We start from the raw sequence: 23,388 nt of genomic DNA on the forward strand, positions 1-23,388 counted from the left end.
AACCGCCCAGGCCAGCGGGCCGGCCGGCACAGATAATCCTAACGGAGCCAAAAGATCAGGAGGTGGGCGCGGAAGCCGGCGCCGTGGCTTGGCGTGCGGCGATCTGATCGAGCGCGTCCACCACCGCATCGAAGGTCAGGAGCGTTGAAGCATGGCGCGCCTTGTAGTCGCGCACCGGCTCCAGCACGGCCAGGTCCGCCCATTTGCCATCGGGCGGCGCGCCGTTTTCCTTCAGCATGGCCCGAACCGTCTCCCGCACCGTCCGCAATTCGTCCGGCGTCGAGCCCACCACGAGACGCGCCATGATAGAGGACGAGGCCTGTCCCAGGGCGCAGGCGCGCACTTCATGGGCGAAGTCTATCACCCGCCCTTCCGCCAGCTTCAGGTCGATGGTCACCGTCGAGCCGCAAAGCCGTGAATGGGCAGTGGCGCTGGCATCTGGATGCTCCAGGCGACCGAGGCGCGGAATATCGGCGGCCAAGGATAGGATGCGGGCATTATAGACGTCGTTGATCATCGGCTCATCCGGCAAGCATGCGGCGCGCATCGCCCTGTCCGGCGAAACATGCATTTGAAGCAAGCGCGCCCTGAACTTATATAGGTGAAGGATGGTCTGGCGGAAGACGGCGGACCTGAGGGCGCGGATGCCCACCATCCGCAAGGACGGACGGCAAGGCCGCCGCCGGGGCTTCCGGCGGGGCGCGGCAGGAAAGGGCCCGCGCATGCGTAGCCGACACCGGTGACACTCCCGCCCGCGAGGGGCGGTCGGACGGAGTTGGGCATGGACGCGGTGGTCAGACTTCTCAAGGCCCAGGCCGAGAGCGAGGAAAAAGCGCGCCGGCGAGGCGGCAAGGGGCGTGGATCATTGCGCCATGATCCAAATCGCCCCTCGCGCGAGGCGGCAGAGGCAGCGGTGCGCACGCTCCTGGCCTATATGGGCGAGGATCCCGACCGGGAGGGCTTGCTGGACACGCCGAGCCGCGTTGTGCGCGCCTATGACGAGCTGTTCTCCGGCTATGGACACGACAGCGAAGAGGTTCTCGACCGCACGTTCGGCGAGATCGGCAATTTCGACGACTTCGTCCTGGTCCGCGACATCCCCTTCTATTCCCATTGCGAGCACCACATGGTGCCCTTCATCGGCAAGGCGCATGTTGCCTATTTCCCGGTAGAGCGGGTGGTCGGGCTGTCCAAGATCGCGCGCGTGGTGGACGTGTATGCCCGGCGCCTGCAGACGCAGGAGCATCTCACCTCGCAAATCGTCACTGCCCTGGACGATGCCCTGCGGCCGCGGGGCATCGCCGTGCTGATCGAAGCCGAGCATATGTGCATGGCCATGCGCGGCATCATGAAGGCGGGTGTATCTACCGTCACGAGCCAGTTTACCGGCGCCTTCCGGGACGACCCGACCGAGCAGGTGCGTTTCATTTCCATGGTCCGTGGCAAGGCCTGAGGGCCGCCCGAGCGAGCCTAATCCCATGCCCGATTCCCAAACCGCCCTGTTTCCCAAGAGCGCCGATGCCGCGGAACTGGAGGAAGGACAGCGCCTGACGCCTCGATTCGACGCGAACGGGCTCGTCACCTGTGTCGCCACCGACGCGGCCACCGGCGAGATCCTGATGCTGGCGCACATGAATGCGGAGGCCCTCGCGCTAACCATTTCCACCGGCGAGGCGCATTATTACAGCCGCTCCCGCAAGAAGCTGTGGAAGAAGGGCGAGAGTTCCGGCCACACCCAGAAGGTGGTCGACATGCTGGTGGACTGCGACCAGGACGCAGTGGTGATCAAGGTGGAGATGGGCGGCACGGGTGCTGCCTGCCACACTGGCCGGCGCTCCTGCTTCTATCGCCGCATCCCGCTCGGCACCCATGCGGCTGGCCAGACGCCTTTGGAGTTCACCGGCGACGAACCGCGCTTCGATCCCAAGGCGGTCTATGGCGACCACGGGCACGGGCACTGAGGCGCTCGCCTTGCCTTTTCGGCAGAGCCACGCTTCCGACATCAAGCCCCGATAAGCTCTCGTTTCCGCTGCGCAACATGGCACGGGATCGGAGGCGCGGATGTTCCAGGGCTTCAACCCGTTCGGCAATCGCCCCTTGGGCACGCCCCCGGAGGCAGAGGCTGAATCGGAGGCGTCCCGCGCGGCTCCTGACATGGACATCTCTCCCGCCGCACCGCGCATGACCCCAGGTGCGCCGCGCCTGGCCCTGGCGCTGGGGGGAGGCGCGGCGCGGGGCTTTGCGCATGTGGGCGTCCTGCGTACGCTGGATCGACACGGCATCCGGCCCGATGTCATCGCCGGCACCTCCATCGGAGCCGCTGTGGGCGGCCTCTGGGCGGCAGGCAAGCTCGACGATTTCGAGGCCTGGGCGCGGGGCCTGAACAAGCGTCGCGTCCTCGCCCTTCTGGATCTCACCCTTGGCTCTCCCGGCCTCATCGGTGGACGCCGGCTCCTGGAGCGCCTGCGGATCGAACTGGGCGGCCAAGCGATCGAAGCGCTTCCCGTTGCCTTTGCCGCCATCGCGACGGAACTGGGCAGCGGACACGAAATCTGGCTGACGCGCGGAGATCTGGCGGAAGCCATTCATGCCTCCTACAGCCTGCCAGGCATCTTCACCCCCACCAAGGTCGGCGGGCGCTGGCTCATGGACGGAGCGCTGGTCAACCCCATACCTGTGTCCGCAGCCCGCGCGCTGGGCGGCCGGGTGGTGGTGGCCGTCAACCTGAATGCGGAAGTGTTCGGACGGGGAACCGTCATCCAGGACCACGGCGGGGTCATCGCGGAGGCCGCCGAGGAACTGGTCTCACAGCGGCGCATGCGGCTCGCCGGCATGCTGCGGCCGGACAAGCTGCTGCGCCGTCACTTCCTCTCCGGTCCCAAGGACGGACCGCGTGGCATCTCGGCGGTGATGATCGACGCATTCAACATCACACAAGACCGCATCGCCCGCTCGCGCTTGGCTGGCGATCCGCCGGATGTGCTCATTTCCCCCAAGCTCGGCCGGATCGGCCTGTTCGACTTCCACCGCGCCGATGATGCCATCTCCGCCGGGGCGGAGGCGGCCGAACGCATGGTGGAAGACATCGGCGAAGCCATGGCCGCGCTGGGTTAGCGCGCAACCGCGCTTCTCTGCGCGGAAGACCGACGGCGCACGAAACGCCGCCGGATGACGGTCCGGCTCAGGCCGTCATGATGTAATCGCGCAGTTCGGCGCTCTCGCGCTCCATCTCTTCCACGCGATGCTTGACCACGTCACCAATGGAGATGATGCCCAGCAGCCGACCGCGCTCCACCACGGGAACGTGACGGAAGCGCCCCCGCGTCATCCGCTCCATGATCACCGGGATGCTCTCTTCCACGGTGCAGGTGACCACCGCGCGCGTCATCACGGAAGAGACCGGATCGCTGAGGACTTCAGGCCCCTTCTCGGCCAGGATTCGCACCACGTCGCGCTCCGACAGGATGCCCACCAAGTGCCCGCCATCATCCACGGCCACGATGGCGCCGATGCGATGCTCCGCAAGGCTGGCCACCGCCTCGGACAGAGTGGCGTCCGGCGCGATGGTCACGAGGGAGCCGGACTTGTGCTTCAAGAGAATGCCGACCGTCATGAGTGTCTCCTTCCCCGCCCATTCAAGGGTGGCGGCCCGGAGGCTCTCTGTGACGGAGCCAATTCATGGCCGCCGGACCAGATGGGACTGCCTCACGCAGCCCACCTGCCTTGAGGGAATGATCCACCCTCCACCCCCATTCCGCAAGAGGCGCGATGGCGGGGCGTGGGCTCAGGCCCGCGGCGAAGCACCACGCAGGTTGGGCACGGGGTCGAACAGAGGAAACAGGAGAAGGCCGGCCGCGAACCCGCCCAGGTGCGCCTGCCACGCAACCTCTGCGCCCTCGGTTCCCGGCATGGCCATGCCCGCGCCGAACAGGAAGTTGAGCAGCACGAACACGCCGATGAACACCAGCACTCGTCGATCGCGAAGCACCACGGAGAGCGGCATGGCCGGCTGGTGGTCCGCATAATGGCTGCGGCGCGGCCCAAGGGCACCGCCCGGCGCGAAGGCGAAGCGCACGGCCGCCGCCATGGCGCCGGACACCACGGCAGAGGCGCCGATCATCGGCGAGATGCCTTCTGGATAGGCCAGGAGATGGGCCGCGGCTCCGGCAACGGCGGTGACGACGAAGAAGAGCAGGAACCGCACGGTCCCGAAGCGGCGCGCCACCGGCGAGGCGAAGGCCAGCATCCAGATGGAATTCACCCCCACATGGATCCAATTGGCGTGGAGGAGGGCATAGGTGACGAACGTCCAGACCTGCGCGCCCAGACCGCCGGGCAAGGCATAAGGCGCCCCGCCGTCATAGCGGATCGGCACGAAGGCGAACCAGGCCAGGAGTTCGAGGTCCGTGTCCGGATCGAGCACATAGGCGCGCACGAACTCGATGCCCACCATGAGGAGGACGAGCGCAGCCACCACCCCCGGAATGTTGAAGACCGGTTCACGGGCGGGAGGTGTGCGGAAATCGAAGGAATGAGCCACGGCTGGGACATAAGCCCCCTGCCCTGCCGGGGCAAGGGCACACCGGACCTGCCGCATCGGCTTCACGCGTTCGGGAGCGCGTAAGCTAACCCCTGCGGCAACCAGCCACGCTCAGAGCCGAGCCGTCCGCGCGGGCGCACGCCTGGGGCGGCAAAGCCCAAGTCCGCGGCGCGCGGGGACATTAAGGTTAAGAAAAGGTTGACGGCGCCAAGGTGGCGAAGTTGGGGCATTATGGTTTTGTTAACCAGAAGCGACCTTCCGCCATGCCGCTGCTCCGTCTGCTCACGACCTTCGCTCTGCTCGTTGCGGGCACGGTCTGCGCTGCCGCCGGCGATGTCCGCCACGCCGCGCTCCAGCCGCAGGTCGTTCCTCTCCCCCAGGCCGCGCCGCCCTCGTCCGCCCACCTGGTGGCGATCGGCGGAACCACGCCGCCGATCGGCTATGTGCGCTTCTGCGCCGAGGCAGCCGGGGACTGCGTCACGCGGGGCGACTTGCTGTTCGAGATGCCGCTGGACCACGAGCGGTGGTCCGAACTGGAGCAGGTCAATCGCAAGCTCAACAGCGAAATCGAGCCCATGACCGATCTCGACCATTATGGCGAGACCGAGCGGTGGGCCTATCCCACCGACGGCAAGGGCGATTGCGAGGACTATGTGCTTGCCAAGCGCAAGCTGCTGCTCGCCAAGGGTTGGCCGGCGTCCGTTCTGCTGATCACCGTGGTGCGCGACAAGGAAGGGGACGGCCATGCGGTGCTGACCGTCGTGACCGATCGCGGTGACCTGGTGCTTGACAATCAGGAAGCCGAAATCCTGCCCTGGCAGGACACCGGATACCGCTATGTAAAGCGCCAGTCCCAGGGCGATCCCAATCTGTGGGTGTCCCTGGGCGAGACCCGCTCCCCGCCGGTGGTGGGTGGTGGGCGCTGAGCGCCTCACCCCCGTTCACCTGCCCTTTAGAGCTCAGTCGAGGCGCTTCAGCCCGCCCGCATAGCGCTTCCAGTTGATCTGGTAGTGCATGGCGGTGCGGTGGAGGCGGGCGATCATGTCCTCGTCCAAAGTGCGAACCACACGCGCCGGGGCGCCGACAATCAGCGAATTGTCGGGAAACTCCTTGCCTTCGGTGACGAGCGCATTCGAGCCCACCAGCGAATTTGCGCCAATGCGGGCGCCATTCAGCACCGTTGCACCCATGCCGATCAGGCTGTTCTCACCCACCGTGCAGCCGTGCAGGATCGCCATGTGCCCCACCGTGACCCCTGCCGCCAAAGTGAGCGGGAAGCCGGGATCGGTGTGGAGCACGCAGTTTTCCTGGATGTTGGTCCCCTCGCCCACCACGATGGGCTCATTGTCGCCGCGCAGCACGCAGCCGAACCACACGCTGGCATTTTCCTTCAGCACCACGCGGCCGATCACCGTCGCATCGGGCGCAATCCAATAGCGCCCGGACGCGGGAAGTTCCGGCTTCACACCGTCGAGGGAATAAAGCGGCATGCAAGTCTCCTGACATCGGCGGTCCGCTGACGTGGGGCGCGGCGCTCACCGGCCTCACTATACCCGCCAGCCGGCCCGTTCCAGTCCTTCGCCGAACGAAGCTATCAGGATGAAGTGGCCCTCTTTGTGTCCGCCAGCGTGTTGCGCCGTTCAAGGTCCGAGAGCCCCCCCTTTTCCGGCGGATCATCGGCGGCGGCCGCCCCATGGTCGGCACTTGCACGCGCGCCGTCGGCGAGGCGCGCATAGTCCGCTCGCAGCCGGTCGAGGGTCTTCTCGTCCAGGTCCTCGAGGTCCAGCAGCACGTTGCGCGGCCCGTCGGTGCGGGCAATGAGCTCGTCGATCTTGATCTGGAGCGCCTCGGTGTCGCGGTTCTGGCTGTTCTGGATCAGGAACACCATCAGGAAAGTGATGATGGTGGTGGAGGTGTTGATGATCAGCTGCCAGGTGTCGTTGAAGCCGAACAGCGGTCCGGTCAATCCCCACACCACGATCACCAGGACCGCCAGGAAGAACGTGACTGGCTTGCCGGCAAAGCGCGAGACGGCCTGCGAGAAGCGGGTGAAGAAAGGCCGGGGTGCCGGCCCCGTATCCACAGGCGGCGCGCTGTTGCTCCGCTCTGGCCTTGGGTGTGCAATATCCGCCGTGGCCATTGCCCGTCTCTCCAAATCGTTGCGGTGAGGGAACGGACCGCCGCGATCGAGGTTCCAGCTTCACCACGACCATGGAGACCGGCATGTCCGTCGCGATGATCCTTCTGCCTCTGTTTGTTCAGGTGGCACTCACCTTCGTCCTGCTGTTCGCGCTTGGACCCGTACGCTTCAAGGCTGTGCGCGAGGGCCAGGTGGGACGGGAGGCCGTTCTCGACAGCAACGCTTTCCCGCCTCGCTGCCGCCAATTCGCCAATGCGTTCTCCAATCAGTTCGAACTCCCGATCCTGTTCTATGTCCTCACTGCGCTGGCACTTTTCACCCGCAAGGCGGACATCGTGTTCGTGGTCCTGGCCTGGGTGTTCGTTGCGACGCGGATCGTCCATGCCTTCGTGCATGTGACATCCAACGACATTCGCCTGCGCTTCCCTGCCTTCCTGGCTGGAACGATCGTGCTTCTCATCATGTGGGTGCTCTTCGCCCTCTCGATCCTTTTGAACGTGTGAGCGGCAGCGGATTGACAGAAGGGCTGCAGCATCGGAGGAGAAGCGCCAGCTTTTCCAATGGAGGCTGGACCATGGATGATCCCCGCCGCCATGTGCGGTCCGTCGGCGGCCTCAATGTCATGTTCGCGATGGCCGCGCGGGCGGAGTATGGGCCGCATCTGCAGGCGCGGATCGACCCGCTCATGACCGGTGTCGGCCCCGTGGAGGCCGCAGCCGCCACCGCCATGGCACTTGCCGGCCTGCGGCATCGGGACGACCTGCCCGACCTGATCTTCACGCTGGGTTCGGCCGGCTCGCGCGTCCTCGAGCATGCGGGCGTCTACCAGGTGGCCAGCGTCTCCTATCGAGACATGGACGCCTCCGCGCTCGGGTTCGAGCGGGGGCTCACGCCCTTCGCCGACCATCCCGCGGTCATCCCCGTTCCGCACCAGTTCGAAGGCGTGCCTGCAGCCTCGCTTTCCACGGGCGGCGCCATCATTTCCGGGGCGGCCTATGATGCCATCGCCGCCGACATGGTGGACATGGAGACGTTTGCGGTCCTGCGCGCGGCCCATCGGTTCCGCGTGCCGGTCGTCGGCCTGCGCGGCATCAGCGACGGCAAGTCGGAACTGACGCGCTACGAAGACTGGACCGAGTACCTGCATATCATCGACGAGCGCCTTGCCGCGGCGCTCGACTTGTTTGAGAGCGAGGTGACCGCGGGCCGGTTCCGCCTCCTCGCCCCCGCTTCCGGAGAAACCGCGTGACCCCTTCCGCCCGCCTGTCGGCCGCCATGGAAATCCTGGCCGACCTCGCCGCGCGCCGCCGCCCGGCCATTGATTGCCTGAAGGATTGGGGCGTCTCCCATCGCTTCGCCGGCTCCGGCGACCGCGCCGCCATTGGCGGGATTGTGTTCGATACCTTGCGCCGGCGCGCTTCGGCGGCTCATGTGATGGGATCCGACGCCCCGCGCGCGCTGGTGCTCGGCATGCTCGCGGTGATGCGCGGCCTCGACCTTGCCGTCATCGAACAGTTCTGCGACGGCGGCCGTTTCGCCCCCGCTCCGCTTTCGGAGGACGAGCGCGCCCGCCTCGCCACTCCTTCCCTGGACGGTGCCGCCCCTTGGGTGCAGGGCGACTATCCCCAATGGCTGGACCCGCAGCTCGCCTCCATGTTCGGCGAGGCCCGCATCGCCGAGGGCCGGGCGCTCGCGGCCCGTGCGCCGCTGGACCTTCGCGTGAACACCTTGCGCGCCCGCCCCGAGGAGGTGCTGGAGGCGCTTGGCCATCTCAATCCCGAGCGCACCGGCTGGTCGCCCTTGGCCCTGCGGATCGCCCTCGACGCGGAAGGCAAGACACCGCCGGTGACCTCCGAGCCCATCTTCCTGAAGGGTGGCTTGGAAGTGCAAGACGAGGGTTCGCAGATCGCCGCCATCCTCGCAGCGCCCATCCCGGGCTCGCAAGTGCTGGACCTATGCGCCGGCGCGGGTGGCAAGACGCTGGAGCTGGCCGCCCTCATGGACAATAAGGGCCAGATCTACGCGCATGATTCCGATGTGCGCCGCCTGAAGCCCATGCATGAGCGCCTGGAGCGTGCCGGCGTGCGCAACGTGCAGGTGCGCGCCCCGCGTGGACCAGCCGATGTCCTCGGCGACCTCGCCGGCAAGATGGATCTGGTGCTGGTGGACGCCCCCTGCACGGGTACCGGAACATGGCGCCGGAATCCCGACGCCAAGTGGCGGATGCGGCCGGGCGCCCTGGATGAGCGGGTCCGCGACCAAGCCAGCATCCTCGCGAGCGCCGCCCGCTATGTGCGACCCGGCGGGCGCCTGGCTTATGTGACCTGCTCGGTGCTGGACGACGAGAATGGCGCGCAGATCCGCCGCTTCCTGGACCAGCAGCCGGACTTTGCCGTGGTGCCAGCCGTGGAAACGGTCCTGGCCCTCGGCCAGCCGGGCCTTTCGCTGCGCGAGACGGCTCTCGCATCTGCCGAAGGCCTGCTGATGACGCCGCGCCGCACCCGCACCGACGGCTTCTTCGTTAGCATCCTGCGCCGCGCCGGCTGATCTTGCCTGGGGGGTCCGTGAGGCCCCCCTTCGCTGCGCGGGAGCCATGCGGGCGACGGCTTCCGGTTTGGACGCTTTGCGACTAAAGAGACGGCACCTTCGCCTCTTGGAAAACCGCGCCATGCAAGACACCGTCCTCATCATCGACTTCGGCAGCCAGGTCACCCAGCTGATTGCCCGGCGCGTGCGCGAGGAAGGCGTCTATTCCGAGGTTGTGCCGTTCCAGAAGTCGTCCGAAGCCTTCGCGCGCCTGAAGCCCAAGGCGGTGATCCTGTCCGGCGGCCCGGCCTCCGTCATTGAGGGCGAGAGCCCCCGCGCCCCGCAGGAGGTTTTCGAGGCCGGCATTCCCGTGCTCGGCATCTGCTATGGCGAGCAGGCCATGGCTGACCAGTTGGGCGGCAAGGTCGAAGGCGGCCATCATCGGGAATTCGGCCGCGCCGAAGTTGAGGTGAAGAAGGCGAGCCGCCTGTTCGAGGGTGTGTGGCAACCGGGCCAGCGTTATCTGGTGTGGATGAGCCATGGCGACCGCGTCACCGCCCTCCCCCAGGGCTTCGAGGCCATCGCCACCTCCGAGAATGCGCCCTTTGCGGCCATCGCCGATGAGGGCCGCAACTATTACGCCGTGCAGTTCCACCCCGAGGTGGTGCACACGCCCGACGGCGCGAAGCTCCTGCGCAACTTCGTGCGCCGCATCGCCGGCCTCGAAGGCACCTGGACCATGGGCGCCTTCAAGCAGGAGGCCATGGCCCGCATCCGCGCCCAGGTGGGCTCCGGCCGGGTGATTTGCGGCCTTTCCGGCGGCGTGGATTCCGCCGTGGCCGCCGTGCTGATCCACGAGGCCATTGGCGACCAGCTCACCTGCGTGTTCGTGGACCACGGCCTGATGCGCCTTGGCGAGGCCGAGCAGGTGGTCTCCCTGTTCCGCAACACCTACAACATTCCCCTGGTGCACGCGGACGCCTCCGAGCTGTTCCTGCGGGAGCTGTCCGGCGTCACCGACCCGGAAGCCAAGCGCAAGACCATCGGCCGGCTTTTCATCGACGTGTTCGAGGCCGAGGCCAAGAAGGTGGGCGGCGCCGATTTCCTCGCCCAGGGCACGCTCTATCCGGATGTGATCGAGAGCGTCTCCTTCACCGGCGGCCCATCGGTCACCATCAAGAGCCACCACAATGTGGGCGGCCTGCCCGCCCGCATGAACATGAAGCTGGTGGAGCCCCTGCGCGACCTGTTCAAGGACGAGGTGCGCGCGCTCGGCCGGGAGCTCGGCCTGCCGGAGAGCTTCGTCGGGCGCCACCCCTTCCCGGGCCCGGGGCTGGCCATCCGCTGCCCCGGCGAGATCACTCCCGAAAAGCTGGACATCCTGCGCCAGGCGGACGCCATCTATCTGGAAGAGATCCGCGCCGCTGGCCTCTATGACGTGATCTGGCAGGCCTTCGCCGTACTGCTCCCCGTGCGCACGGTGGGCGTCATGGGCGATGGGCGCACCTATGACCACGTCCTCGCCTTGCGCGCCGTGACCTCCGTCGACGGCATGACCGCCGACTTCTATCCCTTCGACATGACCTTCCTCGGCCGCACCGCCACCCGCATCATCAACGAGGTGCGCGGCATCAACCGCGTGGTCTACGACGTGACATCCAAGCCGCCGGGAACCATCGAGTGGGAGTGATTTCCGCCATCCAAGTAAGTTGCAGGCCGAGACGGGGGCCGCTCGGCGGGAGTCCTGAAAGGGCAGGTCCAATCGGCCGAACCCAGCGCTGGAAAGAAGTCAGGCAACGTCAGGATGCCCGTGCAAAAAATCCTGACGTCGGCTCGGGGGGCAGATAGAAGAGCGGAAAGTCGCTCCCGGAGCCTATCGTGTTCCCCCTTGCCATGCTTGCCGCACTTCTGGCTGATGCCCTGCTCGGCTGGCCGCAGGGCCTGTATGCCCGGATTGGCCACCCAGTCACCTGGCTGGGTCGCCTGGTTTCGGCCCTTGATGACCGACTGAACACGGGCAGGCCGGCCCGGCGGCGGATGATGGGCGTTTTGACGCTGAGCGTGACCGTGCTTATCGCTGCCCTTCCCGCTTGGCTCCTGCAAGTCCTGATCATCAAACTGGCGGACTGGACCTGGGTGGGCGTCGGGCTGGCGGGGCTTGCCGCCTGGCCCCTGGTGGCGACAAGGTCGCTTTATGACCACGTGGCTGCAGTGGCCCGTCCCCTGTGCCAAGGAGACTTGAGTGCAGGGCGTCAAGCTGTGGCCAATATAGTGGGGCGCGACGTGAGCGTGCTCGACGAAGCGGGTGTCGCCAGGGCGGCCATGGAGAGCCTGGCGGAGAACACGTCCGACGGCGTGGTGGCGCCGCTCTTCTGGGGAGCGGTTCTGGGGCTGCCGGGCATTGCGGCCTACAAGGCGATCAACACGCTGGATTCCATGGTCGGCCACCGCACCGAGCGCCACGAGGCGTTCGGCTGGGCCTCGGCCCGGCTCGATGATGTCGTCAATCTCATCCCCGCCCGCCTGACCGGTCTGCTGCTCGCCCTCGCCTCCCCGCGCCCGGTCCACGCCCTTGCGATCATGATACGCGACGGCCATCGCCATCGCTCACCCAATGCGGGCTATCCGGAGGCCGCCATGGCCGGCGCGCTCGGCGTGCGGCTCGCCGGCCCGCGCATCTATCATGGCGAGGTCGCGGACGAGCCGTGGCTCAATGGCGCGGCGCCCGACCCCGCACCCGTGGACCTCAGTCGTGCCCTGCGTCTCTACGTGATCGCCATGGGTCTAGGCGCCGCCCTGCTCGCCACCATTGGCCTGATGAGCGCGGCCTGAGCGGCGCAGAAGATAGATGTCCATGATCCAGCCGTTGCGTTCGCGCGCGGCGCGGCGTTCCGCCACGATCCGAGGGGCCATCTCTGCAAGCGGCCCCGCCAGGAGCATTTGCTGCGGCAGGCCAAGATAGGCCCCCCACCAGATCTCCACCCCTTCCGGCTGCAAGGTCTGGAACGAGGTTTCCCCGTCCAGCATCACCACCAGCGTGTCGGAGCACTCGGGCCAGCCGGCCGTGCGCAATTGCCGACCTGTCGTGATGAGGACGGACGCACCGATCTCGTTGAGCGGCAGGCAATGGGCAGCGGTGAGAAGCTGCATGGAGGTGAGGCCCGGCACCACTGTGACGCGCAACGGCATGAGCGCAGACAGACGCTCAGCAATGCGCAGCGTGCTGTCGTAAAGTGACGGATCGCCCCAGACCAGAAGCGCCACGCGCCCTCCCCGCCCCTGGAGGCCCGCCTCCATCTCCCGTCGCCAAGCGTCCGCGATGGCATCATGCCAACGCTCGACGCCATCGCGATAATCCCCCGCCGCATCGCGCACCGGCATCTGGAATTCGGCGATGCGGACGGCGGGGTCGGTGACATGCTCGGCCAGGATGGCGCGCCGAACGTCAGCCAGATCGGCCTTCTGCCGCCCCTTGAGGGGTACCAGGATGAGATCGGCGGATTTCAGCGCCTTCACGGCCCCCAGTGTCAGATGGTCGGGATCGCCGGTGCCGATGCCAATGAGCATCAACTCAACCTGCCGGGCATCGTCCAACGGCGTCATGGGGCCTCCGACACCAGGTGGAAGAAGGAGCCACTCACAAGGCCCCGGCGCGAGCCGGTTTCGGGCACGGCCAAGCCGCCGGCGTCCGTGACCGCGGCAAGCGGAGCGTCGGGCTGGGCGAGGATGGTGGAATAGTGAAATTCGTGTCCCCGCAGACGCCCGCCCGCGCCGTAGCCCGGCATAGGGGCGAGAAGCTCGGCCACGCGGTAGCCCAGGTGCATCTTGCGCTGCTGATAGGAGGTCACGAGGCCAAGAAGCCCGAGCATGGGGTGGCGCAGGCCCTCCTTGTCCACCAGGGCGTCGCCCAGCACCATGTAGCCGCCGCACTCGCCATGGACGGGACGCGTCGCGGCGAACGATCGGACGCCCGTCAGAAAGTTCCCGGCCGATGAGATCCGCCCCGCATGCAGTTCGGGATAGCCACCGGGCAGCCAGGCCACATCAGCAGTCGGGTCCGGCCCTTCATCGGCGAGGGGAGAAAACGGGAGGATTTCGGCGCCGGCGCTGCGCCATCCCTCCAGCACATGGGGATAGACGAAGGAAAAGGCCGCATCCCGCGCCAGGGCGATGCGCTGGCCCGGAGGCGGCGAAAGGCCCGCGGTAGAGCCCACCGGCTGCGCCCGCGCCGAGGCGGCACGCAGCACCGCGTCCAGGTCCACATGCGTGTCAACCAAGTCGGCGAGACCCTCCAGGATGGCATCCAGAGCGTCCATTTCCTCTGCCTGGACGAGGCCGAGATGGCGTTCTGGCAGTGCAACCGCGTCCCGGCGCGGCAGGCTTCCCAGGACCGTGATCCCCGTGCCCTCGAAGCCATGGCGCAGCAGGTCCCCGTGGCGCGCGCTGGCCACCCGGTTCAGGATGACCCCGGCAACCGCCACGTCGTCCCGAAACCGCGCGAGGCCGCAAGCCACGGCGGCGGCGGTCTGCGCCTGGCCGGAGCAATCGAGCACCAGTAGAACCGGCCATCCGGCAAGAGCGGCAATGTCGGCGCTCGCCCCCGTGCCGAGCGCGCCCTCCGCCTTCACCCCGTCGAACAGGCCCATGGATCCTTCGGCAAGCGCAAGGTCCGCCCCCCCCCCTCGGGCGAGCAGCGCCTCAAGAAGCGCCGCCGGCATCGACCAGCTGTCCAGGTTGAAAGAGGCGTTACCCGTTGCCGCACGGTGGAAGGCGGGGTCGATATAGTCCGGCCCGCACTTGAAGGGCTGCACCTTGAGCCCGCGCCGGGTCAGCGCGCGGGCAAGGCCAAGGCTCACCGTGGTCTTGCCGGAGCCGGTGCTGGGGGCGGCGATGAGGAGCCCGGGCGGGAGTTGACGCATCACTCGGTCTCCGGAAAGCGCGGATTAGTGCCGCGCGGCCGGTAACGTCTGTCATAGTCGTCCGCATAGAGCCGGCTTTCGCCAAACGCGGCCGTCCCCAGCGTCCGGCCCACCAGGATGAGCGCCGTACGGTCGAGCCCCTCCCCCGCCTGTGCGACCAGGGTGGCCAGCGTGCCGCGCACCACCCTTTCATCCGGCCAGCTGGCCCGCCAGACGATCGCCGCGGGACAGTCTTCCCCATAATGGGGGAGAAGCTCCGCGACCACCCGCTCAAGCGCATGAATGGAGAGGTGAACGGCCATCACCGCGCCGGTGGCGGCAAAGGCGGCGAGGTTCTCGCTTTCCGGCATGGCCGTGGCGCGGCCGGTGGTGCGGGTGAGCACCACGGATTGCGCGAGGCCCGGCAAGGTCAGCTCCGCCCGCAGCACGGCGGCGGCGGCGGCAAAGGAGGGTACGCCGGGCGTGACATCAAAGGGAATGCCCAGCGCCTCCAGGCGGCGCACCTGCTCGCCCATGGCGGACCAGACGGACAGGTCTCCGGAATGTAGCCGGGCCACGTCCTGCCCTTGGGCATGGGCCTTCGCCATTTCGGCAATGATCTCGTCCAGCGACAAGGGCGCGGTATTCACGATCCGCGCGCCCGGCGGACAATGCGCAAGTACGCCTTCCGGCACCAGGGAGCCCGCATACAGGCAGACCGGGCTCCCCGCGATGAGATCGCGGCCTCGCAGCGTGATCAGGTCGGGCGCACCCGGCCCGGCGCCGATGAAATGCACCGTCATGCCCGCCCCTCCCCGCTCATCGCACGACGCTCCATTGCACGATGGGGCGTGTGGGCGTCCAGCCGCGCATGCCGCCGAGCGGCTGGGCCTGAGCCAATTCGATCCGCAAGAGCGTTCCGCCGTGGCGGGCGGACCAGTCCGCGAGGAGCATCTCGGTCTCCAGCGTCACCCCATTGGCGACGATGCGGGTCCCGGCCGGCAAGAGGGACCAGAGGGTCTCCAGAACCGGCGCGCTGCCACCCCCGCCAATGAAGACCGCCTGCGGCAAGGACAGCCCGGCCAGGACCTCCGGCGCCCGACCCTCCACCACCTGAAGGCCATCCTCCACCCCGAACGCGCGGCCATTGCGGGCGATGGTGGCCGCGCGGTCGGGGCGCGGCTCGATGGCGATAGCCCGTCCGCCCGGTCCAGTCGCCAGCAGCCACTCGATGGAGATGGAGCCCGAGCCCGAGCCGATGTCCCATAGCTGCTCGCCCCGGCGCGGCGCCAGGGCGGAGAGCGTCAGGGCGCGGACCGGCCGCTTGGTGATCTGGCCATCGTGCAGGAACGCGTCATCCGGCAAGCCGCTGGCCCGGATGGGGCCGCGTCCGCCGCGCAGGTCAAGCGCCACCGCCACCAAGGTCCCCGCCTGGGTGGTGGCGAGATCGGCGGCCGTGAAGCCGGTCACCTCCTCGTTCGGCCCGCCCAGCGCGGCGCAAAGATGGGCACGGCTCTCGCCAAATCCCTGCTCCGCAAGGTACGTCCCCAGCGCCCGCACCGCCGCGCCATCCCGCACCAGGCAGATGAGGCGCGCGCCCTCGAGCAGATGCGGGCGAAGCCGCGCGAAGGGGGCGGCATGGAGACCCAGGCATGCCGTCTCCTCCAGCCTCCAGCCCAGGCGCGCGGCGATCAGGGAAAAGGTGGACGGAGCGGGAAAGGCCCGCCACTCGGAGGGGTCGAGATTTGCCGCCAAAGTGCCCCCGACGCCAAACCAGAAGGGGTCGCCCGAGGCGAGCACCGCAACCTTCTTTCCCCTCGCCTCCAGCACCGGCGCGACGGAAAACGGCAATGGCCAAGGCCGCCCCCGCTCCCCCACGCCAGCAATGGCCAAGTGACGGGGGCCGCCGAATACGATATCCGCCTCGTCCAATGCGGCGCGGCTTGCGGCGCTGAGGCCGGAAAGGCCATCTTCGCCAATGCCGATGAGGGAGAGCCAGGGCTGCATGGGATCACCGGGCCTGGAAAACAATAAGACGATGCGCGTCCTGCTGCTGGGCGGCACGTCGGAAGCCAGCCGGCTGGCGGCGGTCCTGGCGGCGCGGGGCGTGGACGCGGTCTTCTCCTATGCGGGGCGCACGGACGCGCCCATTCCCCAGCCGCTCCCCACGCGCGTCGGCGGGTTCGGCGGCGTGGAAGGGCTCGTCGCCTATCTGCGCGCGGCAGGCATCACGCACATGGTTGACGCCACACACCCCTTCGCCGCCGGCATGAGCCGCAATGCGGTGGCGGCCGCCGCCGAAACGGGCATCCCACTCCTGGCTTTGGAGCGCCAAGCCTGGCAGGCGCAGCCCGGCGACCTCTGGCGTCCGGTGGAGGACATCGCGCAGGCGGTGGCCGACCTGCCCGAGGCGCCGCACCGGGTTTTCCTGGCCATCGGGCGCCAGAACATCGCCGCCTTCGCGACCCGCCCCCAGCATTACTATCTGCTGCGCATGGTGGAAGCGCCCCGCTCGCCCCCGCCTTTGCCAGACCATCACATCATCGCTTCCCGCGGGCCATTCAGCCTGGAGGAGGACCTCGCCTTGATGCGGGCGCACCGCATTTCCTGGGTGGTCTCCAAGAATGCAGGCGGCCCGCAAGCCGGCGCGAAGATCAACGCGGCGCGCCAACTCGGCCTGCCCGTGACGATGATCGCCCGCCCCCCCATTCCGCCACGCCCGCGCGCCGAGACGGTGGACGAGGCGCTCGCCTGGCTGATGGGCGATCATGGCGCGCGCCTCGGCGTATAGACCCAGCGGCCCACCTGCCGGGTGGCCGAGCTGCCGATGATGACCAGTGTGCGCATGTCCACCTGGAGGGGATCGGTGTCTTGGAGGGGCGCAATGCTGATGCTCTCGCCGGGCCGACTGGCATCGCGCACGAGCATCACCAGCCGCTCCCCGGCGCCGGCTTCTTGCAGCACGCCAAAGGCTGTGCCCAGCGCATCGGGCCGCGCCTTGGAACGGGGATTGTAGAGGGCGATGGCGAAATCCGCCTCCGCTGCAAGGCGCAGCCGCCGCTCGATCACCGACCAGGATTTGAGATTGTCCGACAGGTTGATCGCGCAGAAGTCATGCCCCAGCGGCGCGCCGACCGCCGCGGCCGCCGCCAGCATGGCCGTGATCCCAGGCACCACGGCAATGTCGAGGTCCCGCCAGTCCGGCGCATCCTCCAAAGCCTCGAAGACTGCCGCCGCCATGGCGAACACGCCAGGATCGCCCCCCGAGACGATCACCGCATGCCGCCCCTGCGCCGCAGCCTCCAGCGCCGCCCGCGCCCGCTTCAATTCCTCGCCATTGTCGGAAGCGTGGCGCACACGCCCCTCCCGCTCGGTCACGCGGGCCACATAGGGCGCATAGCCGTAGACATCGGTGGCGACCTCAAGCGCCGCCTCCGCCTGCGGGGTGAGCAGGTCCGGCGCGCCGGGGCCGAGCCCGACAATGCGCAGGGAGCCGCTCATTCCGCCACCATGGGCCGCCGGCCATTGCCCGCCACCAGGACGGTCGCGAAATAGGGGCAGTCCACCACGTCGGCATCCTTCAGGCGCAGCACCCGCTCGCCCGGCATGGTGCCGCGCTCGATCAGCAGGGCTTCCCCAAGGCGCCCCGCCTTTTCCAGGGCGCGCCGCACCTTGGGCAGGTTGCGGCCGGTCTTCATCACGACGATGGCATCAGCCTGCGCCATGTGCCGCGCAAGGGTCTCCTCCGGCAGAGTGCCCATCAGAACGGTGCAGACGTCATCGCCCCAGGTGAAAGGCAGATCGGCCACGTTCCAGCATCCCGCCATGCCGGTGATGCCGGGGATGACCTCCAGCTCCACCCGCCCCTGCAGGCGGATAAAGACATGCATGAAAGAGCCGTAGAAGAAGGGGTCGCCCTCGCACAGCACCACCACGTCGCCATCCTCAGCCAGATCGGCAAGGCGCGCGGCCCACTGGTCGTAGAACGTGGCAAGGGCATCCACGTAGCGTGGATCGTCGAACGGGATCTCCGTGGTGACGGGATATTCCATGGGATATTCCGCGCACCCCGGGGCCAGCAGGCCCTCCACGATGCGCCGCGCATTGCCCGCCCGACCCTTCTTGCGGAAGTAGGCGATGCGGCGCGCACCGGACACCGCTCGATGGGCGCGCACGCTCATCAAATCGGGATCACCCGGTCCAAGGCCGGCACAAATCACCTTACCCATGCCGGCCTCCTTATTCCTTGGCGCTGGCGAGCGCATTGACCGCCGCCACCGTGATGGCCGAACCGCCCATACGCCCCTCCACGATCAGCGCCGGCACCGGCGGGGCGGCCATGAGCGCGGCCTTGGATTCCGCCGCCCCCACGAAGCCGACCGGACAGCCGATAATGGCCGCCGGCCGGGGGCAGGCGGGATCCTCCAGCATGTTCAAAAGGTGAAACAAGGCGGTCGGGGCATTGCCGATGGCCACCACCGCGCCATTCAGTTTCGGCCGCCACAATTCAAGCGCGGCGGCACTGCGCGTGGTGGACAGCGTGCGGGCAAGGTCCGGCACGGACGGGGCGTGCAGCGTGCAGATGATCTCATTGCCGGCCGGCAGGCGGGCACGGGTAATGCCCTCCGAAACCATGCGCGCGTCGCACAGAATGGGCGCGCCAGCTTCCAGCGCCGCCCGGGCTTCCTCCGCGAAGGTGGGGGTGAAGCGGATGAAGGGGGCCAGGTCCACCAGCCCCGCCGCATGGATCATGCGCACCGCCACGGGCTCCTCGGCGGGCGAGAAGCGCTCAAGCTCCGCCTCGGCTCGGATGATGGCGAAGGACTGGGCATAGATGCGCGCCCCGTCGGTTTCAAAAAGGTGCGGCATCAGGCAGGCTCGAAGAGGGAATGGGGGTTGGCGCGGATGGCGGCCTCGCTCAAGCCAGACCGGGCCGGCACGCTGCGGGCGTTGCCCTCCAGGATGAGGTCGAAGCCGGACGACGTCGCGCAAAGGGTGAAGGGGGCCGCTTCCTGCCGCGCGCAGCCCTTGGCGCAGCCGGAGACATGAAGATGACGTCCCGGCGGCACGAACGGCGCCAGATGACGGGCGAGATGGCGGGTCGGCGCGAGCGCCTGGGGGCACGCCGGGGCGCCGGAACAGGCGCTGACCGCGAGAAGCGGGTCGCCCGGCGTCAGCGTGAGGCCTTCAATGGCTGGAACATCCTTCGCCCCGACCACAAGCAGCATGCGCCAAGGGGTGACGCGGATCTCACGCCCGAGCTGCGCCAGGGTGTCGAGGACCTGCGCCTCCAATTGCCCGAAGGCGGCGCCCACGAGCACCCCCTCGCCGCACGGACCGACCATGGGCAGAGTGACCTGCGCCGGCCGTGCATCGCCGGAGAGCGCGGGATCGAGCCGGGCACCGGCGGCCAGATGACGCGCCATGCGCCCGCGGCCCACCACCACGCCGCCACTGGCCACGAACCAGCGTGCCATGCGCAAGGCGAATTCCACTGCGGTCGAGGCGTCGGCGCAGACGCCAGTGGCCGCCCCCTCAGCCCGCACCAGCAGATAGCCGGCCGCGTCGCGCTCAATGCGGATGTCGGCCGGCGCCGTGGCCAGGACGCGCGTGGCGGCGGTGTCCACCGCAAAGCCGAACTTGCCGGGAAGATCCGGCCCCTGCGCCAGCCCCGCCTCCAGCCGGCGGGCGAGCTCCAGCGTCTGCGTCCGCGCCTCGCCCGCGCCAAGGGGCGTGACGATGATGTTCCGGCGCGCTTCCAGCGCCGGGTCCCCATCGATGAGGCCGTGGGCGGCCAGGGCCTGAAGCAGCGGCAGATGGCTGTGCGGCCGGACGCCCCGGATCTGCAAATTGGCGCGGGAGGTCAGGTCGATGAGCCCATTCCCATGAAGCCGCGCGCCCTGCGCGATAGACCTTGCCTGCGCGGGCGAAAGGCACCCGCCATGGGGCCGCACGCGCACCACGAGGCCGTCACCGCTCTCCATGGGACGCAGCGCGCCGGGGCACCAGCCCTTGATCTCAAAGGACGCGCTCACGGCGCCGCCTCCAGGCTGGCGGCAATGGAATTGCGGCGCGTCGCCCAAAGGCCCGCATCCCGCAGGCGCAGGAAGAGCGCGCGCAGGGCCTCAAGGGCGGCAGGGTTCTCGCGGGCCATGAACGCAGTCACTTCGGGGCGGCCAATGGTGGCCTCGTGGTAGAGATCGAACAGGTGCGACGGTACGACCCCGGCGAGATGGGCGAAAGCGGCCATATGGTCAAGGGTTGCGGCAATTTCGGCGGCGCCCCGGAAGCCATGCGCCATCATGCCGTCCGCCCAGGCCGGATTGGCGGCGCGGGCGCGCACCACGCGGGCCACTTCCTCGGTCAAGGTTCGGGCGCGGGGCGCCTCGGGCCGGGTCACGTCCAGATGATAGAGGGCCGGCGCAGCCGCGCCCTCCGATAGCCGGGACAGCGCCGCCGCGAAGCCCGCTTCATGCACGGCATAGTCGGCAGCCAGGAGCAGGTCGGTTTCCGGAAGGTCCTGGGCATGGACGAAGGCATCGGAGGCCAGCAACCGCCGCTCAAGCGCCGCCCGGTCGGCGGTGGCAGTGCCATCGCGGCCGAGTGCATAGGAAGAGGCCTTCAGCCAGGCCTCCCCGGCAGCCGCACGCGCTTCGTCGGAGAAATCGCCGAAGGCGAGGTCCATGCCGGCTCCATATTGGCCGGGGCGCGGGCAGAAAACGCGAGGCTCGCTTTGGCGATAGGGATTTTCGTCGGCGGGCTCGTCCCGCGCCGCCAAGGCTTCGGTCGCCGCTTGGAAGAGCTGGCCAAGCCCTGGGAACACATCGCGAAACAGGCCGGAGATGCGCAAGGTGACGGCAATGCGCGGTCGTCCAAGCAGAGCGGGGGCCAGAATCTCGAAGCCCGTCACCCGTCCGCTGCCATGGTCCCAAGACGGTTTCACGCCGGCCAGATGCAGCGCCATGGCGAAGTCCTCGCCAGCGGTGCGCATGGTGGCCGACCCCCACAAATCCACCACCAGGCCGCGCGGCCAGTCGCCATGGTCCTGCAAATGCCGGCGCAGCACTTCTTCGGCCATCTTCACGCCGGCCGCATGGGCGTTGGGGGTGGGAATGCCGCGGGGATCCACCGAGTAGAGATTGCGCCCCGTCGGCAGCACGTCCCGCCGGCCACGATAGGGCGAGCCGGCCGGCCCCGGCTCTACCCGCCGCCCATCGAGGGCGGCCAGCAGGCCATCCCTTTCCTGCCCACCGCAGGGACCTTGGCCGAAGACATGCAGGCCCTGACCCAACTGGCTTTCCTTGATGTCGCAGACGAACCGATCGATACGGGTGATGGCCTCCGCCGCGCTCGCATCACGGGGAAGTCCGAGATCGTCCTCCACGCCCGCCGCCCGCGCCTCGTCGCGCACGTCGGCGATCAGGCGCGCGCGGCGAGCGGGGTCCAACCCATCCGCATTGGCATATTCGTCCAGGAGGCGCTCGAGACGCGCCAGGCCCTCGGGCACTTCGGCGTCCACCAGCGGCGGCGGCAGGTGGCCCAGCGTCACCGCGCCAATGCGGCGCTTGGCCTGTGCCGCTTCTCCAGGATCGTTGACGATGAAGGGATAAATCACCGGCAGCGCGCCGATGAGTGCCTCCGGCCAGCACTCGGACGACAACGCCACCGCCTTCCCCGGCAGCCATTCCAGCGTGCCGTGGGCTCCCATATGGATGAGGGCATGAAGGCCAAGCGAGCGAAGCCAAAGGTAGAAGGCCACATAGGCATGGCGGGGGGTGCGGCTCAGATCGTGATAGTCGCCCTCCCGTGAGGCGACCGACCCCCGCTCGGGCTGGAGCGCCACCAGCACCTCGCCCGCTGTCATGGCGTGGAAATGGAAGGCGCCGTCTTGCACCGCCGGATCCGTCTCCGGCTCTCCCCATGCGGATGCGAGGCTTTCGCGCAGCGGATCGGGCAGGCAAGCCAGCGCGTCCAGATACGCCGCCACGGGCCAGGACAGGACAGCATCCGCGAGATGCTCCAGCGGCTTCTCAGGCGGCGTCGCGCCATAGCCGGCGGCGGCGAGGTCATCGAGCAAAGCCCGCGTGGAAGCGAGCGTGTCGAGCCCCACGGCATGGGCCATCTGGAAGGCGCGACCGGGATAGGTGGAGAGCACCACCGCAAGCCGGCGCGCGTGAGACGGCGCGCGGGCAAGCTTCTCCCACGCCAGGATGCGCTGCACCGCGGCAGAGACACGCTCGCCCTCGGCCCGGTGGGAGAAGCGGGAATATTGCAGATCCTGGTCGCGCCGCCCCGGCGACTTGAAGGAAACGACGCCGGAAAAGAGCCGCCCATCCACCTCCGGCAGCACCACATGCATGGCAAGGTCCGCCGGGGAGAGCCCCCGCTCCGCCTCCCGCCATTCCTTGCGACGGGCGGTGGAGAGAGCCACCTGGAAGACCGGGCATTGGGCGCGGTCGAAGGCGGCACGGCCGTCCTCGCCGATCGCCGAGAAGGCGGTTGCGTTGACGATGACCGATGGGCGCGCCCGGTCGGTGACCTCGTCCAGCCAGGTCCGCACGCCCGGCGCCTTAAGGGACGGGGCGAAAACGCCAATCGCCGCAAGGCCTGCCGCCTTGAGTTCGCGGATCAGCGCATCCACGGGGCCGGTATCGGCGGCGGTGAAATAGGAGCGGTAGAAGGCGACGAGCGCCACCCGCCCGGTCCGCCAGTCCGGCTCCGGCACAACGCCTTGTTCTGGATCATAAAAGCCCCAGTCCGGAACCTCCGTTGTGCCCTCCACTGGCCCGGCGGGAAGGCCCGCGGCTTCCGCCAGCACGGCCAGCGCCTTCTGTGCCGCGACCGCCCCGCCAGCCTCGCAAAGGCGCGACACGTGCCGCAGGATGGGCACCGGCACCGTGGAAAGGGCGTCGAGCCGCGCGTCCGGGCGGCCATCGGCAGGCAGAACGGCAAGGACCAGGCCCCGCTCCCGCGCCAGGCGGTTCACGCTGGCGAGGCCATAGGCCCAATAGGGCTCCCCGCCGATGAGCCGCACCAGGATGGCCCGCGCGCCGGAGAGGGTGCGCTCCACATAGGTGTCCACCGAGATGGGATGGCGAAGCGCCACGAGGTTCGCCAGCCGCAGCGTCGGAAGACGGCCCCCTGCCCGCTTCCACCCGGCCGCGAAGGCGCCGAGATCACTGTCGGAATAGGAGAGGACCACGAGATCGGCCGGGCTCTGGCCGAGATCCTGCGGAACGTCGGCTTCCTCCAGCCCATGGCGCTCGCGGAAGACGACGTGCAAC

At 68.5% G+C, this 23,388-nt stretch carries 24 protein-coding genes; 10 read left to right on the forward strand and 14 right to left on the reverse strand.

Annotated elements, in window-relative coordinates:
- Window positions 1-55: 55 nt before the first annotated feature.
- Entirely contained in the window at window positions 56-517 is a 462-nt protein-coding gene (locus PV781_RS04340) for an iron-sulfur cluster assembly scaffold protein (RefSeq protein ID WP_274774396.1), read from the reverse strand.
- A gap of 264 nt (window positions 518-781) precedes the next feature.
- On the opposite strand from PV781_RS04340, the gene folE reads away from it, so the two are divergent.
- The 3 genes from folE to PV781_RS04355 all read left to right on the forward strand — a co-directional run bounded on the left by folE (window position 782) and on the right by PV781_RS04355 (window position 3,114).
- Entirely contained in the window at window positions 782-1,453 is a 672-nt protein-coding gene (folE, locus tag PV781_RS04345; RefSeq protein WP_274774397.1) for a GTP cyclohydrolase I FolE, read from the forward strand.
- A gap of 25 nt (window positions 1,454-1,478) precedes the next feature.
- Entirely contained in the window at window positions 1,479-1,961 is a 483-nt protein-coding gene (gene hisI / locus PV781_RS04350) for a phosphoribosyl-AMP cyclohydrolase (RefSeq protein WP_274774398.1), read from the forward strand.
- A 100-nt stretch (window positions 1,962-2,061) separates the two neighbouring features.
- The gene (locus PV781_RS04355; RefSeq protein ID WP_274774399.1) at window positions 2,062-3,114 is read left to right on the forward strand and encodes a patatin-like phospholipase family protein; all 1,053 of its coding nucleotides are present in this window, start codon (window positions 2,062-2,064) and stop codon (window positions 3,112-3,114) included.
- A gap of 67 nt (window positions 3,115-3,181) precedes the next feature.
- Here the strand turns inward: PV781_RS04355 and PV781_RS04360 are convergent, their stop codons facing one another.
- Both PV781_RS04360 and PV781_RS04365 read right to left on the reverse strand, forming a co-directional pair.
- Window positions 3,182-3,613: a CBS domain-containing protein gene (locus PV781_RS04360; protein ID WP_274774400.1), complete on the reverse strand. Its 432-nt coding sequence runs from the start codon at window positions 3,611-3,613 to the stop codon at window positions 3,182-3,184.
- A 171-nt stretch (window positions 3,614-3,784) separates the two neighbouring features.
- The gene (locus PV781_RS04365; protein WP_274774401.1) at window positions 3,785-4,540 is read right to left on the reverse strand and encodes a rhomboid family intramembrane serine protease; all 756 of its coding nucleotides are present in this window, start codon (window positions 4,538-4,540) and stop codon (window positions 3,785-3,787) included.
- Window positions 4,541-4,803: 263 nt separating this feature from the next.
- On the opposite strand from PV781_RS04365, the gene PV781_RS04370 reads away from it, so the two are divergent.
- The gene (locus tag PV781_RS04370; protein ID WP_274774402.1) at window positions 4,804-5,466 is read left to right on the forward strand and encodes a transglutaminase-like cysteine peptidase; all 663 of its coding nucleotides are present in this window, start codon (window positions 4,804-4,806) and stop codon (window positions 5,464-5,466) included.
- Between the two features lie 33 nt (window positions 5,467-5,499).
- On the opposite strand, the gene PV781_RS04375 is transcribed toward PV781_RS04370, so the two are convergent.
- Together PV781_RS04375 and PV781_RS04380 are read right to left on the reverse strand one after the other, a co-directional pair.
- Window positions 5,500-6,030, reverse strand: a complete 531-nt coding sequence (locus PV781_RS04375; protein ID WP_274774403.1) for a gamma carbonic anhydrase family protein — start codon at window positions 6,028-6,030, stop codon at window positions 5,500-5,502.
- Between the two features lie 104 nt (window positions 6,031-6,134).
- Window positions 6,135-6,680, reverse strand: a complete 546-nt coding sequence (locus PV781_RS04380) for a low affinity iron permease family protein (protein ID WP_274774404.1) — start codon at window positions 6,678-6,680, stop codon at window positions 6,135-6,137.
- An 83-nt stretch (window positions 6,681-6,763) separates the two neighbouring features.
- Between PV781_RS04380 and PV781_RS04385 the strand changes: the two genes are divergently transcribed.
- From PV781_RS04385 to cbiB, 5 genes are all read left to right on the forward strand, one after another.
- Window positions 6,764-7,183, forward strand: a complete 420-nt coding sequence (locus PV781_RS04385) for an MAPEG family protein (RefSeq protein ID WP_274774405.1) — start codon at window positions 6,764-6,766, stop codon at window positions 7,181-7,183.
- 71 nt (window positions 7,184-7,254) lie between these two features.
- On the forward strand, window positions 7,255-7,929 hold the full coding sequence (locus tag PV781_RS04390) for a 5'-methylthioadenosine/S-adenosylhomocysteine nucleosidase (protein WP_274774406.1): 675 nt from the start codon (window positions 7,255-7,257) through the stop codon (window positions 7,927-7,929).
- A complete protein-coding gene (locus tag PV781_RS04395; RefSeq protein WP_274774407.1) occupies window positions 7,926-9,227 on the forward strand; it encodes an RsmB/NOP family class I SAM-dependent RNA methyltransferase in 1,302 nt (433 codons plus the stop codon). Before PV781_RS04390 ends, PV781_RS04395 begins: the two co-directional genes overlap by 4 nt.
- A 121-nt stretch (window positions 9,228-9,348) precedes the next feature.
- Window positions 9,349-10,896, forward strand: a complete 1,548-nt coding sequence (gene guaA / locus PV781_RS04400) for a glutamine-hydrolyzing GMP synthase (RefSeq protein ID WP_274774408.1) — start codon at window positions 9,349-9,351, stop codon at window positions 10,894-10,896.
- Window positions 10,897-11,081: 185 nt separating this feature from the next.
- A complete protein-coding gene (cbiB, locus tag PV781_RS04405; RefSeq protein ID WP_274774676.1) occupies window positions 11,082-12,038 on the forward strand; it encodes an adenosylcobinamide-phosphate synthase CbiB in 957 nt (318 codons plus the stop codon).
- Here cbiB and cobF read toward each other — a convergent pair.
- From cobF to cbiE, 4 genes are read right to left on the reverse strand one after another with little or no spacing between them, the layout of a single operon-like run.
- On the reverse strand, window positions 11,991-12,809 hold the full coding sequence (gene cobF / locus PV781_RS04410) for a precorrin-6A synthase (deacetylating) (protein WP_274774409.1): 819 nt from the start codon (window positions 12,807-12,809) through the stop codon (window positions 11,991-11,993). The genes cbiB and cobF overlap by 48 nt on opposite strands.
- On the reverse strand, window positions 12,806-14,125 hold the full coding sequence (locus PV781_RS04415; protein ID WP_274774410.1) for a cobyrinic acid a,c-diamide synthase CobB: 1,320 nt from the start codon (window positions 14,123-14,125) through the stop codon (window positions 12,806-12,808). The genes cobF and PV781_RS04415 overlap by 4 nt, the downstream gene beginning before the upstream one ends.
- Window positions 14,125-14,907 (reverse strand): precorrin-4 C(11)-methyltransferase, encoded by a 783-nt coding sequence (cobM, locus tag PV781_RS04420; protein ID WP_274774411.1) that lies wholly within the window; start codon window positions 14,905-14,907, stop codon window positions 14,125-14,127. The genes PV781_RS04415 and cobM overlap by 1 nt, the downstream gene beginning before the upstream one ends.
- Before the next feature lie 16 nt (window positions 14,908-14,923).
- A complete protein-coding gene (gene cbiE, locus PV781_RS04425) occupies window positions 14,924-16,111 on the reverse strand; it encodes a precorrin-6y C5,15-methyltransferase (decarboxylating) subunit CbiE (RefSeq protein ID WP_274774412.1) in 1,188 nt (395 codons plus the stop codon).
- On the opposite strand from cbiE, the gene PV781_RS04430 reads away from it, so the two are divergent.
- Window positions 16,110-16,895 (forward strand): cobalt-precorrin-6A reductase, encoded by a 786-nt coding sequence (locus PV781_RS04430; protein WP_274774413.1) that lies wholly within the window; start codon window positions 16,110-16,112, stop codon window positions 16,893-16,895. The two genes, cbiE and PV781_RS04430, sit on opposite strands and share 2 nt — an antisense overlap.
- Here PV781_RS04430 and cobJ read toward each other — a convergent pair.
- The 5 genes from cobJ to cobN are packed head-to-tail and all read right to left on the reverse strand — an operon-like array spanning window position 16,871 to window position 23,387.
- The gene (gene cobJ, locus PV781_RS04435) at window positions 16,871-17,605 is read right to left on the reverse strand and encodes a precorrin-3B C(17)-methyltransferase (RefSeq protein WP_274774414.1); all 735 of its coding nucleotides are present in this window, start codon (window positions 17,603-17,605) and stop codon (window positions 16,871-16,873) included. The genes PV781_RS04430 and cobJ overlap by 25 nt on opposite strands.
- Window positions 17,602-18,333 (reverse strand): precorrin-2 C(20)-methyltransferase, encoded by a 732-nt coding sequence (locus PV781_RS04440; RefSeq protein ID WP_274774415.1) that lies wholly within the window; start codon window positions 18,331-18,333, stop codon window positions 17,602-17,604. The genes cobJ and PV781_RS04440 overlap by 4 nt, the downstream gene beginning before the upstream one ends.
- Before the next feature lie 10 nt (window positions 18,334-18,343).
- Window positions 18,344-18,973, reverse strand: coding sequence for a precorrin-8X methylmutase (locus PV781_RS04445; protein ID WP_274774416.1), 630 nt, complete (start codon window positions 18,971-18,973; stop codon window positions 18,344-18,346).
- Window positions 18,973-20,139 (reverse strand): precorrin-3B synthase, encoded by a 1,167-nt coding sequence (cobG, locus tag PV781_RS04450; protein ID WP_274774417.1) that lies wholly within the window; start codon window positions 20,137-20,139, stop codon window positions 18,973-18,975. Before cobG ends, PV781_RS04445 begins: the two co-directional genes overlap by 1 nt.
- Window positions 20,136-23,387, reverse strand: coding sequence for a cobaltochelatase subunit CobN (gene cobN, locus PV781_RS04455; protein WP_274774418.1), 3,252 nt, complete (start codon window positions 23,385-23,387; stop codon window positions 20,136-20,138). The genes cobG and cobN overlap by 4 nt, the downstream gene beginning before the upstream one ends.
- Window position 23,388 lies beyond the last annotated feature (1 nt).

The organism is Aquabacter sediminis, assembly GCF_028863665.1.
Taxonomy (GTDB): Bacteria; Pseudomonadota; Alphaproteobacteria; order Rhizobiales; family Xanthobacteraceae; genus L1I39.